Source organism: Acinetobacter sp. NCu2D-2 (assembly GCF_001647675.1).
GTDB lineage: Bacteria > Pseudomonadota > Gammaproteobacteria > Pseudomonadales > Moraxellaceae > Acinetobacter.
Genome location: NZ_CP015594.1, coordinates 197050 through 212905, shown reverse-complemented (window position 1 = coordinate 212905; position 15856 = coordinate 197050). Strand labels below are relative to the sequence as shown.

General features: G+C 40.2%; 12 protein-coding genes and 1 pseudogene. 10 read left to right on the top strand and 3 right to left on the bottom strand.

Annotated elements, in window-relative coordinates; translation table 11 throughout:
• Positions 1 to 155: 155 nt before the first annotated feature.
• The gene (locus A3K93_RS01000) at positions 156 to 659 is read left to right on the top strand and encodes a hypothetical protein (RefSeq protein ID WP_067728100.1); all 504 of its coding nucleotides are present in this window, start codon (positions 156 to 158) and stop codon (positions 657 to 659) included.
• Between the two features lie 26 nt (positions 660 to 685).
• Here the strand turns inward: A3K93_RS01000 and pap are convergent, their stop codons facing one another.
• On the bottom strand, positions 686 to 2101 hold the full coding sequence (gene pap / locus A3K93_RS00995) for a polyphosphate:AMP phosphotransferase (protein WP_067728098.1): 1416 nt from the start codon (positions 2099 to 2101) through the stop codon (positions 686 to 688).
• A gap of 204 nt (positions 2102 to 2305) precedes the next feature.
• Between pap and A3K93_RS00990 the strand changes: the two genes are divergently transcribed.
• From A3K93_RS00990 to A3K93_RS00955, 8 genes are all read left to right on the top strand, one after another.
• Complete coding sequence (locus A3K93_RS00990) at positions 2306 to 3010, top strand: FFLEELY motif protein (RefSeq protein ID WP_067728096.1); 705 nt, start codon at positions 2306 to 2308, stop codon at positions 3008 to 3010.
• 200 nt (positions 3011 to 3210) lie between these two features.
• Entirely contained in the window at positions 3211 to 4155 is a 945-nt protein-coding gene (ubiE, locus tag A3K93_RS00985; RefSeq protein ID WP_067731636.1) for a bifunctional demethylmenaquinone methyltransferase/2-methoxy-6-polyprenyl-1,4-benzoquinol methylase UbiE, read from the top strand.
• 9 nt (positions 4156 to 4164) lie between these two features.
• Positions 4165 to 4836: a ubiquinone biosynthesis accessory factor UbiJ gene (locus A3K93_RS00980; protein ID WP_067728094.1), complete on the top strand. Its 672-nt coding sequence runs from the start codon at positions 4165 to 4167 to the stop codon at positions 4834 to 4836.
• An 18-nt stretch (positions 4837 to 4854) separates the two neighbouring features.
• The gene (locus A3K93_RS00975; protein WP_067728092.1) at positions 4855 to 6474 is read left to right on the top strand and encodes an ABC1 kinase family protein; all 1620 of its coding nucleotides are present in this window, start codon (positions 4855 to 4857) and stop codon (positions 6472 to 6474) included.
• 218 nt (positions 6475 to 6692) lie between these two features.
• Positions 6693 to 8168 carry a hypothetical protein gene (locus A3K93_RS00970; RefSeq protein ID WP_067728090.1) on the top strand — a complete coding sequence of 492 codons (1476 nt, stop codon included), beginning with the start codon at positions 6693 to 6695 and terminating at the stop codon, positions 8166 to 8168.
• Between the two features lie 61 nt (positions 8169 to 8229).
• The gene (locus A3K93_RS00965; RefSeq protein WP_101494807.1) at positions 8230 to 9315 is read left to right on the top strand and encodes a hypothetical protein; all 1086 of its coding nucleotides are present in this window, start codon (positions 8230 to 8232) and stop codon (positions 9313 to 9315) included.
• 121 nt (positions 9316 to 9436) lie between these two features.
• A complete protein-coding gene (locus A3K93_RS00960) occupies positions 9437 to 10516 on the top strand; it encodes a patatin-like phospholipase family protein (protein ID WP_067728085.1) in 1080 nt (359 codons plus the stop codon).
• Positions 10517 to 10577: 61 nt separating this feature from the next.
• On the top strand, positions 10578 to 10889 hold the full coding sequence (locus A3K93_RS00955) for a hypothetical protein (RefSeq protein WP_067728083.1): 312 nt from the start codon (positions 10578 to 10580) through the stop codon (positions 10887 to 10889).
• Positions 10890 to 10953: 64 nt separating this feature from the next.
• Here A3K93_RS00955 and A3K93_RS00950 read toward each other — a convergent pair.
• Positions 10954 to 13139 (bottom strand): annotated as a pseudogene (locus A3K93_RS00950) (SulP family inorganic anion transporter).
• A gap of 222 nt (positions 13140 to 13361) precedes the next feature.
• Positions 13362 to 14324, bottom strand: coding sequence for an IS30 family transposase (locus A3K93_RS00945; protein ID WP_067728081.1), 963 nt, complete (start codon positions 14322 to 14324; stop codon positions 13362 to 13364).
• Positions 14325 to 14525: 201 nt separating this feature from the next.
• On the opposite strand from A3K93_RS00945, the gene A3K93_RS00940 reads away from it, so the two are divergent.
• Positions 14526 to 15830 carry an IS4 family transposase gene (locus tag A3K93_RS00940; RefSeq protein ID WP_067728078.1) on the top strand — a complete coding sequence of 435 codons (1305 nt, stop codon included), beginning with the start codon at positions 14526 to 14528 and terminating at the stop codon, positions 15828 to 15830.
• The last annotated feature ends 26 nt before the right edge of the window (positions 15831 to 15856 follow it).

Below are 15856 nucleotides of genomic sequence, written 5' to 3'. Positions count from 1 at the left end.
ACAAAACAATAAAGATTATTTACTATACTTCCCCTTCTGTCTATGCCACCTTAAAAAGGTATCTCAACTCAAAAAATGCTTTGAAAAAAGCAGCTTAATAATGGTTGAATAGCTCAATAGCGAAAATAAAGCGTAAAAATTCCAGGTAAATATTTATGAAATTAGACAAAATTCCTGATCATATTGATCCTAGCCTAGATCTAGAACGTATTCGTGAAGAATGTCTGGAACTGATTAAGAAGCGCGCCTATTTCTCTGCAGGGGCTGCGGTCATCCCTGTGCCGTTTCTAGATGTAGTCATTGATGTCGGGATTCTGTCACAACTGATTCCTGAAGTGAATGCTCGCTTTGGACTGGCTCCTGAACAGATCAGTGTATTCGATCCAAAAACTAAACAAGTCCATTGGAATGAACTTCGTAAACGTGGGATCGAGTTTTCGGGTCTCGTGGTAGCACGTACCGCAGTGAAAAAATCACTGAATAATGTGGCTGCAAAAGTCATTACCAAACAAGTTACCAAGTTTATTCCACTCGGTGGTCAAGCGATTGCAGCGGGTCTTGGCTACTTCGTGATGAAAAAAGTTGCTGAAGCACACGTCGAAGAATGCTACCGCACAGCCAAAAGCATTCAGCAAAAACAAGTTGCTCAGACTGTTTAAATCTTTCCATGGAAGCTGAAAGCGAATTAATTCGCTTTCAGCTGTTTTAAAATCGCCTCTAAAACTGCTATACGTGCTGAATATTTATCATCAGTCGCAATGACATGCCACGGCGCATTTTCGGTATTGGTTCGCTCAAACATATCGGCAGCAGCTTTTAAATAATCATCCCAACGTTCACGATTGCGCCAATCATCTTCTGTGATTTTAAAGCGTTTATGCGCTGTGTTTTCACGTGCTTTAAAGCGTGCTTCTTGTTCATCTTTCGATATTGCCAGCCAAAACTTAATCACCACCGTTTGATTTTCGGTTAAGTCTCGCTCAAAGCGATTAATCTCGTCATACGCTCGTCGCCATTCAACTGGCGTGGCAAAGCCTTCAATTCGTTCAACCAATACACGTCCATACCAAGTACGGTCAAAAATACAGATATCTTCGGTATTTAGCTTGCTCCAAAAACGCCATAAATACGGTCGTCTTAACTCATATTGTTCAGGCGCGGCAATGGTGTGAATTTCATATTCACGTGGATCGAGTTTTTTCACAATCCTTTTAATGGCTCCACCCTTGCCTGCCGCATCCATGCCTTCAAATACGATCACGACACATCGCGGGTCAGTACGTAAAGCATGTGCAACTTTTTGCGTGAGCTTTTTAAGCCGTGCTTTATATTCATCCTTATCTAGCGTCTCATTTGATGGCTCAAGCAAAGTTTTAGGGATTTTGGCTTGCTTCCAACGTCCTACTGCTTTCGTGCTATGTTTTGGGCAGTCTTTTAAAGCATTTAAAATATGTTGAGCAAACTTTTGATTGCGTTCATTTTCATCTTCACCATCTACAATGAGCCAATCATCTGTAAAGCGCTGTCTTAACTGTTGAATCGTTTCGTATTGTTTTTTACTGCGCCAATCTAAACCATGTAATTTGTGCCAATGCATGTCACTCGGTTCAATTTCATCAAGACGCTTTTGCAGGGCTTTCCACGGCAAATCAAACCAAATTTTAATCACATCCACATGATTATTTTTTAAATCCTGCTCATAGGCACGCATACGTTCGATATATTCATCATATAAACTGTCATCAATTGGGTTCGACGCATGCATAGCGGTACTAAGCAAATCACTGTACCAACTGCCAAATAACACCAGTATTTGCCCTTCAGCGGGAATAAAACGTGCATAAGGCTGCCAAAATGGATGCTGACGATCTAATACAATCGGTGGATCTGCTTTGACTTTTAAATAACGTGGATCGACCCATTCGCGTAGCTGCTTAACTGCTTCACCTTTGCCTGCCAATTCAATTCCATTGACCAGAATGACTAGACTTTTGGCATTATTTTGTCCACGGGTGTTTTTAATTTCGTATTGTGCGGAAATCAATTCAACTGAAAGTTGTTGTTCATCCATGAGCTGAAAATCATTCTTTTGCTGCGACATGATCTACTCTTTATCTTTGTTATTCATTTCAGTATAGCCAAGGTTTTTCTCAGCCTTCTAGTCTCTGCAACCAATTCGCAACGAAAGCATTGTCGATTTTTCGAAACATTGACCGTCAAATTGGAACTGAATTTGATTTTGTCATAGCGAGATGACGCAACACCCTCTAATATTCAGACATCCATGATAAGAATTGAAAGACTCATGTCCAAACTTGCGATTTTAGATGAATTGTTAGAACGTTATTATCAATTGCATTATCACAAGCAGCCCGATCTCTTACGTCGCTTGCAAGATGTTCAAGCGTGGCAAAAAGCCCGTATGCAACATACCCACGCAAAACAATTTGCTGAAAAGCAAAATATTCTCATGTCCGAATATTTTCTTAATCGTCTCTATGGCGGACCTGATTTTGATGCGCTTGCAGAACAAATTGCACGCTTGATGAAATATGCACATAAAGCAGAAAAACTCATTCCTGAAAATGCGATTAAAACGGGGACTTTGGGTGTGGAACTTGCCATTTTGGCGGTTCAACTCGATGAAGAAGTGGCAATACAATTGCTGCAAGACTTCCATCCGTATGAAGCACTTACAGATGATATGATGCGTGATACATATTTGAAATTGGATCAAGGGCAATCTCGCCTGAACCAACTGGCTTTACTGGATCAATTGGGCGCAAGTCTTGATAAATATATGCGTTCTTTCGTGGTCTATACGGCATTTAAAATGTGTAAAGGCACTGCCAATAAATATAACTTCAACACCATGTATGAGTTTATGCAAGAAGGTTTCCTTGCCATGAAGCCATTAAAATCTGCGGAAAAATTTGTACGTGATTTCACTCAGACTGAACGCGAAATTATTGAAAAAGTTCATTCAGGTGATCCAAAACCGTTTCAATAAAATTTCGTTGATTTATGCAAAATGCCGACATCATTATTTTGGAAAAGAAGTGAATAATCAGCGCCTGATGCAATGATCTGTGCTACATTTTCTGTATATTATTGATAACAATTGCATCATGAATGCTGAATAAGATCTAAGAATCTGTCATTATGCTGACAATTCAGATTAAACCCATTGATATGTTAGGAGTGACTCCAATGTCGAATGAAAATCAAACGCCTACCCCTACAACTGAGTCGGCACAAAATACAGACAAAGTGAGCCCATTCTTAACAGCACCACTTCCACAAGGTGCACCGCAAGGTCAGCAGCAATCTCTTGAGCAACGTCTGACAGATACCCCAGTGACTGGCAGCGTACCAAAATACAATCTGCCACGTGGTGCAAACACAGGTAATGTCGGTCCAACGACTCACTTCGGCTACCAAACCGTAAGCAGTGAGGAAAAAGCGCAAAAAGTGGCTGAAGTCTTCCACTCTGTTGCAGCGAAATACGACATCATGAATGACTTGATGTCATTTGGTATTCACCGTTTATGGAAACGTTTTGCGATTAACATGTCAGGTGTTCGTCGTGGTCAACGCGTACTCGATATTGCCGGTGGTACAGGTGACCTTGCCAAAGTTTTTAGTCGTGAAGTGGGTCCAACAGGTCATGTGGTTTTATCTGACATTAACGAATCGATGTTGAATGTTGGTCGTGACCGATTAATCGATGCAGGTTGTACCAACGTTGATTTTGTTTTGGCAAATGCTGAAACTTTAGAACCATTTGAAGACAATAGCTTCGATCTATTAACGATTTCATTTGGTCTGCGTAACGTGACCGATAAAGATGCTGCGCTTGCTGCGATGTATCGTGTATTGAAGCCAGGTGGTCGTTTATTGGTACTCGAATTCTCTAAACCTGTATTTGAGCCATTCTCAAAACTTTACGATTTGTATTCATTCACGGCACTGCCAATCATGGGTAAAATCATTGCCAATGACTCAGAGAGCTATAAATACTTGGCTGAATCGATTCGTATGCACCCAGACCAACGTACTTTAAAAGGTATGATGGAAAATGCTGGCTTCCAAAACTGTGATTACCACAACTTGACTGGTGGTATTGTTGCCGTTCACCGTGGTTTTAAACTCTAAGGTTCAGCCATGTGGTCAATCTTAGCACTCGGTGCAATTGAACGCGTTATTCATCACATCATCGACTTGGATGCAATTACCCGCATCCAACTTAATGCATTAGCAGGGAAAATGCTTCGCGTCGTGATTACATCGCCGCAGCTCTCTGTTGATGTCTTTTTTGATGATGGCAAAGTCCGTTTAAGTCCAACCGTCACAGGTCATAGCGAATCAGCATCCATCTTCGAGCAGCGTCCTTTCGATGCACAAGATGAATTTACCTCAGAAGCAACGGCAACACTTTGTGTGGAAAATGTTGTTGAGCTGATTAAGCTATTGCTTGTTGAAGATGTGGGAAATATTCCACTACAAGGTGACTATAAGCTGCTGCAAGATATCCAAAAAATCATGCAACAAGCTGAACCTGATTTAGCAGCGCATTTGAGTCCTTGGATTGGACCTGCCTTGGCACATGAAATCGCCAAAATCCAACTTGCACCGCAACAACTCAAGCAAACGCTGCAAAGTCATTTATTCTTTGCTGAAGATGCCTTAAAAGAAGACAGTGGTCTATTTGCCCCACGTTGGCAAATGGATGATTTAAATCAAGATACACGTATCTTGAACCAAAATTTAGACCGTGTTGAAGCTAAAATTCGTCAGCTTCAAGCACAGATCGACTCTCAACAAGACTTAATTTAAAACTAGGTAAGCCACTCTATGATTCCGCACGTTTCACGTTTACTCGAACTTTGGCGCATTGCCGCGCACTATAGACTCGACACGTTGTTTCCTGCGGAAGAATTACCTGAAAAGGCACGTCATGCACTTGCTCTGATTCGCTTACACCCTGCTGCATGGTCAAGCAAAGAGCGCAAGAATCCTCTCAAGCTGAAAGAAGCTTTAGAAGAAATGGGACCGCTGGCAATTAAATTGGGGCAGCTACTCTCAACACGTCGTGATTTGATTCCACCTGAGGTCTTACAACAATTGGTCTTACTGCAAGACCGAGTGAAACCTTTTGATAATGATGTCGCAAAAATGCGCATTCAGGAATCATTAAAGGCGGATGTAAATACGCTCTTTGCACGTTTTGATGCACAGCCATTAGCTGCTGCATCTATTGCACAAGTGCATACAGCAGCACTGCACGATGGTCGTGAAGTCGTTGTTAAAGTCACTCGTCCCAATATTCGTGAGCAAATTCTTCAAGACTTTGAAATTCTAGCGTGGTTAGGTCATGCACTTGAGAAGCGTATAGAAGCAGCACGAGCACTACATTTATCCGAGATTATTCAAGACTATCGTCAGATTATTCTGAATGAACTTGATCTCACTCTGGAAGCTGAAAACACCCGTTTAATGCGTCATAATTTCACTGGCTCAAGCATGATGTATGTGCCTGAAATGTACATGGACAGCAAAGATGTCTTGGTCGCTGAACGTATCACTGGTGTACCCATTTCAGATGTGGAGACTTTTGACCGTTTAGGCATGGACCGTGCGGATTTGGCAAAGAAAGGTTTAACCATCTTCTTTACACAAGTCTTCCGCGATAATTTTTTCCATGCGGATATGCATCCCGGCAATGTCTTTGTCGAAACCATTAATCCAAGCAATCCACGTTTTATTGCGCTCGACTGCGCAATTATGGGTGAACTGTCTAAGCATGACCAAATGACTGTTGCGCGTATGCTACTTGCGGTCATGAACAGCGACTTTATGCAGCTGATTCAGATTGTGCATCAAGCGGGTTGGATTCCACCGGGAACAGACCAAGATGCCTTAGCACGTGAAATGCGTCGCACGGTCGGTCCAATGGTATCGAAACCGATGCATGAATTGGATTTTGCTGGCATCTTAATTCAGGTTATGGATATTGCACGTCGTTTCCATTTAGAAATTCCACCGCAACTCATGTTGTTGCTGAAAACATTGGTGCATGTAGAGGGTTTAGGGACGGACTTATATCCTGAACTGGATATTTGGAGTTTGGCAAAACCAATCCTTACCGATTGGATTAAAGCCCAAATGAATCCGCAGAAAAACTTAAAAGAACTCGGACAAAAAATCCCTGATTTGCTTTTAGGTGCGCAGGATTTACCGACTTTACTGATTGATAGCTTAAATGGCTTGAAAAACCAGTCTGCGTGGCATGCTAAACAATTGAACGAGCTGCAAAGCATGCGTCTGCAAATGGAGCATCAGCAGAAACGGAATTGGATGTTCGGCAGTATTATGGCGATTCTTTTGGCGATTGCTGTGGTTGCACCGTGGTATGTGTCTACGATTCTCATTATTTGCGTTAGTTTACTTTCTATATTAAGAGTGTTGAAATAATCACATTTTAAAGTAAAATTCATTCATTTTACCTCATTATAGTGAATCATTTTGGTTCACTATTTCTGACATATATATTTAAAGTTATAATTCTTACACTTTGTTGCATCTAAAAGACAGATGAAACATATTTTATACTTATTTTTATGCTCATTTTTTGGTATAAAATGAAACGTACATGATGATAATACACAACAGTTTCATTTTAGGGGCATTTTATGTTTAATAATATTTTCAAACTTACGAGTTTAGCTTTAGCAACTTCATTATTAGTCGCATGTGGTGGTTCATCTTCAGGTGGGTCAGGCTTTAAGTCAAAAACAATTAATGGAACAGCAGTTGACTTTTATCTTGCTGGTGCTGATGTTAAATTTACAAATGTTACTTGCCAAAATTTATACCCAAATTTAAAGACTGATGAAAATGGCAAATTCACATTCCAAACTACCCAAGCATGTCAAGAAACAGGAATTAAAATCACGGGTGGTGTAGACACTGTAACTGGTAAAATCTTCACTGGTGAGTTAAAAGTTAAATCTGCTAACTACTCTGATAAAGCATCACCCTCAGTTGTTGCTAGCCCATTAACCACCCTTCAAGAAGATCTAAATTTATCAGATTCCGATTTCAACAAAGTCTTAACTTTCTTAGGATTTGATGCAAATACTGATGTCACTACATTCGATCCATTAAGCTCTAATACAGCAGCTAGCGCTAGTCAAACAGCTGCGATCTTCTTGGTACAACAAATTTTAAATGAATTACAAGACTCAGACCTAAGTCCAACTGCAGCTGCAAATGCAATTAGAAATGCCGCATTAGCACCAAATACAACACCAATCATTAGCGGTGAAACTTTTAATACCACAGCAATTACTAATATTTTCACTCAAGCAAGCCTACCATCTACTGCAGCAACAAATGTAAATACAATTGCTACAAGCTTAAATACTATTCTTGCTGAGGGTTCAATAACTTCTGGTGAGACTTTAGTTGCAGCACTTGAAAATCCAACAAACTCAACCATTATTGATGCATTAGAAAATATTCAAGCACCTAAGGTGAATGATGCCCTATATAACACTTTGTCTTTCTTTGGCGAATCAATCAATGCTTTGAAAAACTCTTCTACTACAGCTCCAATCACTTTAGCTAAAAATCGTAATAATTTAGAAAGTCTTGCGGGCGTAAGTTTTGGCTTGAGTAAATCATTATCTACAACAGATTCAGTAGCTCTTGGATTTACAACACAAGCTAAATTTACTACAGGTAATTGGGAAACTGTTGAAGTTTATATTAGTAATGCAAATATTACCTTTACTGGTGGCGATATTACTCAACTTGTTCTTCCTACAGGTGCAAAAATTGAAATTCGCTCAACGCTAGCAGGCTTCCCATCTGGCTCATTTGAACTAGATACAAGCAAAACAATTCCTGCTGTGTCTAATACAGTTTCCTTTATTGATATTATTAATGCTTATCCAAACGTACTTAATCAGCCTTATGAGATCTATATCAACCATATATTAAATAGTAATCAAGCTGTTTCTATCCAGACGCGTGCTTATGTTCGACCTGAAAATTACCCTGTTGCTGCAGGATTAGGTCTAGACGTAGGTACATTCACTCTAAGTAACGGTTCGACTTCCCTATTTGCGGGTACAACAGCCACAGGTTATTTTGAAATTCAATAACATTTACAAAAGCCAGTGAATATCACTGGCTTTTTTTATATCTAGTTCGGTAATAATTAAATTGAAAAAATCTTTATTTTTTTTTAGTACCTTAGTCTTAAGTTCTAACCTTTATTCTGCACCTAATGATTTATTCTTAGAGGTATCTCCTCATTCAGAAAAGTTGAATTTAAGTGCCAGTCTGGATTTGGTCAATAATACAGTCGATATTTTCGATATAAGAGAAAGTGAAGGCATTAAGGGTGATTCGGGTGATTATCTAGGTGTACATTTAATTGGGCAATATCATATCAATCCAGAATGGTTGATTGACACTCAATATTGGCATCGGGAAATCGATTATTCTATAGATACCAATAAATTAGATACAGTATCTCTTACACTACAGTTTGCACCTGAGCGCATGCAAACGAATGAAACCCAAATTGCCTTCCGTCTCGGCGCTTGGGGTAATTATGCCAATGAAATTCAAAAGTCGACGCCAACACTAATCAATGGAAAAAGAATTGAAAATGTGACAGTGGTTAATCCTGAAGATTTACAAATTCAATTTGATGCTGTCGTATCCCACAAAATCGATTTTATGAATCGGATTAATTTTTTTGGTTCAGTCGGTTATAGTAAAGTCAAAGTTGAACAATTAGATGCTATTGGTCAATTTAATGGCTGTAATGCAAAGGTTAAGCTTAAAGATAATAATCAGTTAATAGGTGAAATACTGGGTCGTTGTGTCATCGATGGACTTATTATTAAAACGCTTGATTTTTCAAATCTTTCAAATTCACTTCCAATCAATATCGATCAAGATCTCAACTACGATGCATATTATGCAAGTCTTGGAGGTTCGTGGAACTGGCGATATAAACAATTCGAAAGCCAACTTGCCTATCAATATCAACGTTTATGGCGTGATGGGATTGATGACCGTATTAGCACCTTTGGTAATTCCCCTATTAAAGACAACCATACTTTTGGAGCAAAGTTTAGCTACGACTTTACCCCTAAAATTACAGGCTATTTACAAGGTCAATTGTTTCAAAAGAACCTGATCGGTTATGTTCCTTTCCTCTATAACGGTGTGACAGCATCCCGTCTAGATAAGCGTTATGGTTTAGCATCAATTGGAATTCAATATAAAGCATTCTAAACTAAAATTATGCCCAATCTTATTTGGGCATAATTTATTGTTGGATTAATTTTTATCTTTTTACTAAATCGGGTAACCTGAGCACAATTGATACGATTTCATATTTTAGAATCACCTGCTTATGACCCAAATCCTAAAAAGAAAAGCCAATTCACTCAATATTCGCGCCGGTCACTTAGCACGCGAGCTTATTTTAAAAGACGGCTTACAACCCGCTCAGGTCGATATTATTCCCGGTGCTGCAGGTGGTCCCAAAGGCATCGGCATTCAAGGACTCGATCAAGCCATTTTTGGTGACTTTCTGCCACAAGCTCAACAACGTCGAACTTTAATTGGTTCATCGATTGGGAGTTGGCGGTTTGCCAGTATTGCAGCACATGGTGCCAAACAGGGAACTGAATTACTGGGTGAGCTCTATACCCACTTAAGTTTTCATAAAAAAATGACCAAGCAGGATGTCAGTACGGTCTGCTATCAAATGCTCAGCAACTTAGTCAAAGGACATGAAAGCAAACTGATTCATCATCCTGACTATCATTTGACTGTGCTCTCAATTAAAGCGCAAAACCTGTTTCAAAGCGACCATGCGCTGCCCCTAATGACCGCTTTGGCAGGTATTGTGGGCACCACTGCATTGGGGCGTAAACATAGCCGTCATTTTATGCAGCGTGTGATCAGCCAACCCAATATTGGTACGCCCTTCAAGATTCACGATGATGCATTTCAAACCCATTATCAAAGCTTGACTGAAGAAAATGTCATGGCATGGCTGATGGCTTCAGCCTCCATTCCAGGGGTGATGGCAGCAGTTAAAGATATTCCCAATGCCCCGGAAGGCAGCTACCGCGATGGCGGTCTGATTGACTATCATATTGACTTACCTTTTGAATCTAAAGGCATTGTGCTGTATCCACATTTCACCGACAGCATTACCCCAGGTTGGTTTGATAAACTGTTTAAACGTACAGCCAATCCAAATAACCAAGCCCGAACTTTGCTGATCTCGCCTTCGCAAGCCTATTTAAACAGTTTACCTTTAGGACGTTTACCCGACCGTAAAGACTTCAGCTTAAAAGGTTTGGATGATCAACAACGGATTCAGCTTTGGAAGCAGTGCATTGCTGAAAGTCAGTGTTTGGGTGATGAATTTTTAGAATTGGTTGAAAAGCAAAACTTTGCAGAGGTGATGCAATGCTTGTAATCTCCTCAGCTGCCCCGACTTATATGTCATATATTTCATTTATTTTGAGCTGTTAAGATTTATGCAGAAGTTTTTGCTGTTACTTCAATATGCCTGTTTAGCCTTTGGGATTTATTTAATTTATAGCGTTGGTCTAGCGCTCTATACCCAAGAATTTGAACTGATGGAATTGGTGTCCGATATTGGTACCATTCTGATTTGTATCGACTTAGCTGTTTTTCTTTATACCAGCAAAGCACAAAAAGGCATGTCTGTAGAAGACTATGCTAAACAGCTTGAGCAACCACCGTCTAAACTGGTCAATGTGACGCGTAAACTCGGTCATTTGGGGATTATGCTCATTCTGTGTGGTTGGATTGTGCCGCAGCTTTAAAGTCCTATTGGCTCAACATATGAAAGAAGATCAGCGCGTCACACGCTGATCTTTTTGATGCAATTTAGTTTTCACCTAAGAACTGCACTTGACCAGTTTTCACGTCATAAATAGCACCGACAATTAAAATCTCGCCTTGCTCAACCATGTTCAGTAATACTTCACTTTCTTGCAAAATATAACGAATATTGTTGTGCACATTCATTTGCGTGACTTGCTGAATAAATGCAGCCGTCATGTGCTGCGGTTGCATCATTTCTGCCACCTTATGTACCGATTCATTTAAAGGACCGAGCACATAACGAATATGTGGCATGCTGGTAAGGCTTTGCGGCGACTGCCCCGCCAAATGCAATTGACAGGCACTGGTCACCGCACCGCAGTCGGTATGCCCAAGCACCACGATGACTTTGGCACCTTTGGCTTGGCAAGCAAACTCTAAGGAACCCAGCACCTTTTGCCCTGCAACGTTACCCGCAATACGTAGACTAAATAAATCACCAATCCCGACATCAAAAATCATTTCGGTCGGTGCACGTGAATCCATACAGCCGAGTACGGCAGCAATGGGATGCTGCCCCTCTTCTGCAGTGACTCGAATTTGACGATAAATATCGCGTTGTAAACGTTCATTTTGAACAAATCGGGCATTGCCGGCTTTTAATACATCCAGCACTGCCTGAGGTGTTAAACGTTGTTGTAATGCAACCGTACTGATATCAATATCTAGCACCGCCTCTTTGGCATCGGCATAATGGTTTTTAAAACCAATCAGTTGTAAATCAATGCCGCGTTGTTTGGCAGTTTCCTGCTGATATTCTTGAATCAGTTGAAAAATATCGGCATCCATATCATCGACATGGGTGGCATCAATCACCACACGCTCACCTTGATGTATATGCTCTAAGGCCGAAATCAGTGCTGAACGATTTAAAAAGCTGACTTGCGACGGCAATTCCAACCGTGTAATCACGCCATGTAAATGATGCTCACGGTAAATTTTGAGACCCTTATTAAAATTGCCATATAAAATAAAGCCTGCGCTCACCGCCAAACCAATCAAAATCCCGATCAGTAAATCTGTCGCTAGAATTGCCACAATGGTGACCATAAACGGTAGAAACTGTTTCCAACCTTTACGATACAGTTCAGCGTAGAGCTTGGGATGGGTGAGCTTAAAACCCGTTAAAATCAGAATGGCAGCCAAGACTGCCAATGGAATCATATTCATCAGCGGTACAAAGAATAGCACTGCAAGCAATAACAGTACCCCATGAAAAATAGCTGAATTTTTACTTTTTGCCCCTGCGCTGGCATTGACTGAACTACGCACAATCACAGAGGTCAAGGGCATACCGCCAATCACACCTGAAACCACATTTCCCACACCTTGTGCCCAAAGTTCACGATTCGGCGGTGAAGAACGTTTGCTAGGATCAAGTTTGTCAGCTGCTTCAAGATTAAGTAAGGTTTCGAGTGATGCCACCACAGCCAATGTCACAGCACCCATATAGATCAATGGATTGTTTAATTGCTGCCAATCAGGAAAGGTAAAAAAAGCACTGGGCGATTGCCAAATATCAGGCAGTTGAATCAGATGCTGTGCGGACACTGCCCAATTGGGTTGAAATAGACTGAGCAATAGATTGAGTACAACCGCAGCGACAACAACTATCAGTGCCGAGGGAATTAAGCCCGTTTTTAAACGCGTTTGATCCCAAATCAGCATAAACAATAGACTGAATATACCAATAATGATTGAGCCAGTATCCCAGCCAATCTGCGCCCACTGCCCTGTGAATATGCCTTGCCAACTAAAGTTGCTGAGTCCAAATAAATATTGGATTTGCCCGAGAATCAAAATCAAGCCAATGGCGGCAAGTAGACCTAAAATCACGTTATTGGGAATAAAGTTGGCAAAGAAGCCCAAGCGAAATAGACCAAAAGCAATTTGCAGTAACCCTGCCAAAATCACACACAATAAAAAGGCAGCATAATTGCCGCCGAGAGTATCAAGTTGTACCAAGATGACCGCAGTTAAACCTGCGGCTGGGCCTGCCACACTAATATGTGAGCCACTCAAAAGCCCCACGACAATACCACCAACAATACCCGAGATAATGCCGGCAATAATTGGCGCACCTGAAGCCAAAGCAATGCCTAAACACAGTGGCAACGCTACTAAAAAACCACTGTGCCTGAGAGTAAATCCTTAAAATGAAAACGTTGTTTTCGAGAAGCCACATCCATAATTAAACCGTTGTCTCATTAAAGAAAAAATTGTTCTTATGCTGCTGAATTATTCAAAAGTAGTGCAGCCGAGAAATATTGTCGGACAATCCAAACCGTTTAAAGGGGGCTTTGCTTGTTGTTTTGTGTGACTTTTACACTATTTTTACAGTCTTTTTAAAATTTTTACTGTAGTTTTGCTAGGCTGCGAAAAGCTCATATTTTACTTTTAACTAGGCGGATTCAAACGGCAAGTGCAACAGTATAAAAACCAGCCATAACTTCACTCGGTGTATACCAACCTAGTGTTTTTCTAGGACGATGGTTGAGTGCAAATTCTATCTGCTCTATTTGTTCGTTTGACACATCATCAAACGATGATGATTTTGGCAGATATTGACGGATTAAACCATTCGTATTTTCATTTCTAGCTCGCTGAATAGACTTGTAAGGATCAGCAAAATACGTCTCTATCCCAGCATTAGTAATTCTTTTGTGTTCGGAAAATTCTTTGCCATTATCAAATGTCACACTATAAGCATGGCTCATTTGTAAACGATCTAATGCACAAGTAATCGTTTGAGAGGATGCTCTCGTTGGCCCTAAATGAACAATATGTACATACAGGCTCTTTCGATCAACGAGTGTCAATAAAGCACCTTTATGATGTTTACCAATCACCGTGTCACCTTCGAAATCTCCTAAACGTTGTCGTTGATCAATGACCTGGTCTCTGCAGTGAATACTTGTTTTATCAATGATTTGCCCCCTACGATCCGTGTTTTTGTAACCGCGTTTTCGATATTTCTTCTGATGCCTTAAGTGTAGATGGAGTTTACCTCCTTGTGATTTATCTTGATAAATGTACTGGTAAATCCACTCATGTGAAGGTACATCCAGCCAACCGCGTTGTGTTAAAGCACCTGAAATTTGTTCTGGTGACCAGTCCAAACCAATCAAATAATCAATATAAGCGAAGGCAAATGCTGTCATTGATGATGAAGGACGGTACCGTCTTTGACTTGCAAATTTAGCTGCCTGTTGAGCTCTATATCCACGTTGCCCAGTATTTCTTTTTATTTCACGGTAGATGGTTGATCGTGAACGTCCTAACTCCCGAGCAAGGGTAGCGATTGAACTTTTACTTTTCAAAGTAGCATAAATTTCGTATCTTTCATCTTGAGAAAGTTGGGTGTATTTCTTCATTGTGTGCTTTCCAATTGCGAGTTGAAAAAGTCTAATGATTCTATGAATACACCTAACTTTTTCAACTAACTACAAATGTGTTGCACTTGGGATTTGAATCTGCGCTATAAAAAAACCTCCCAAATGGGAGTAATGCCAGTCAGTTAAGCAAAAAAAGTTAAAATACTGTAAAAAGAGCGTATGTAAATACGCTCTTTTTTTATGAATTTATCTCAGAATTTAGATTTAACATTAAAACAAACCCTACCTTCACTTTCACAATTCAGTGAATTGATTGATTTAAACTGGATTGAAGATTGCTTAAACCAAACAGGTAAAGCATCAATTCGAAAAAGAAAACTGCCTGCTGAACATGTTGTTTGGCTGGTAATCGGACTTGCTCTATTTCGAAATCAACCGATTTGGTATGTGGTTCAACAATTGCAACTTGTTTTCGGTACGGCAGAATACTGTGTACCGAGTGCATCCGTACAAGCAAGACAGCGCTTAGGCTTAGAGCCCATGAGTGCTTTATTTTCGACATTAAGTCAGGCATGGTTTAAAGACTCACAACAACAATATAGCAACTTTCACGGTCTATGCGTTTGTGCTGTAGATGGTGTGGTTTGGTCTATGCCTCATACAGAAGAAAACTTTAAGCACTTTGGTTCATCCAAAGGCAAAACAGCAGCTACCCCTTACCCACAAGTCAGAGCGACTTGCCTGGTGAATACCAATACACATGAAATGATTGATGCCCAAATTGGCAGTATGGATCAAGGTGAATTAACCTTAGCCAGTCAATTAAAAGCACCAGTTCGCAGTATTACCCTATTTGATCGTGCTTACTTCTCTGCTGATTTTTTAGTGAGTTGGCAATCTCAGGCAGAAGAGAGTCATTGGTTGATGCGAGCAAAGGACAACCTGCGTTATGAAGTGATTCATCATAATGCGGCCCATGACTTTCAGATCAAAATGCCTGTTTCAGCAAGAGCAAAAAAGATAAATCCGTCATTGGGTGACTATTGGGAAGCACGTTTAATTGAAGTTGAATATGCAGGAAAAATAAGACGTTACATTACATCATTAACAGATTCTGAAGTTTATCCATTCAAAGACCTTGCAATGCTTTATATCCAGCGTTGGGAAATAGAAATGTGTTATCGGGAAATTAAAAGTGATTTACAGGATGCAAGAATTTTAAGAAGCAAACAACCTGATTTGGTCTATCAAGAATTGTGGGGGGTATTTATTGCTTATAATATCTTAAGAAGACAGATGAGGTTTATCGCTGAACATGCAAAGGTGAGTCCTTTAAGGATCAGTTTCCATATTGCATCTATGAGTATTATCAATATCTTAAGGCACACACCTTTAGAATCAGCAGGAAATCTACCCAAACATTTAGCACAATTATTTGAACAATCTAAAATATTTGTATTACCTGAAAAAAGGCAAAGGCAATGTCCGCGAGTAGTGAAAATTAAAGCACAAAAATATCCAAGAAAATGCCAGTCAATTTCTTAACTGACTGGCATTACCCAAATGGGAGG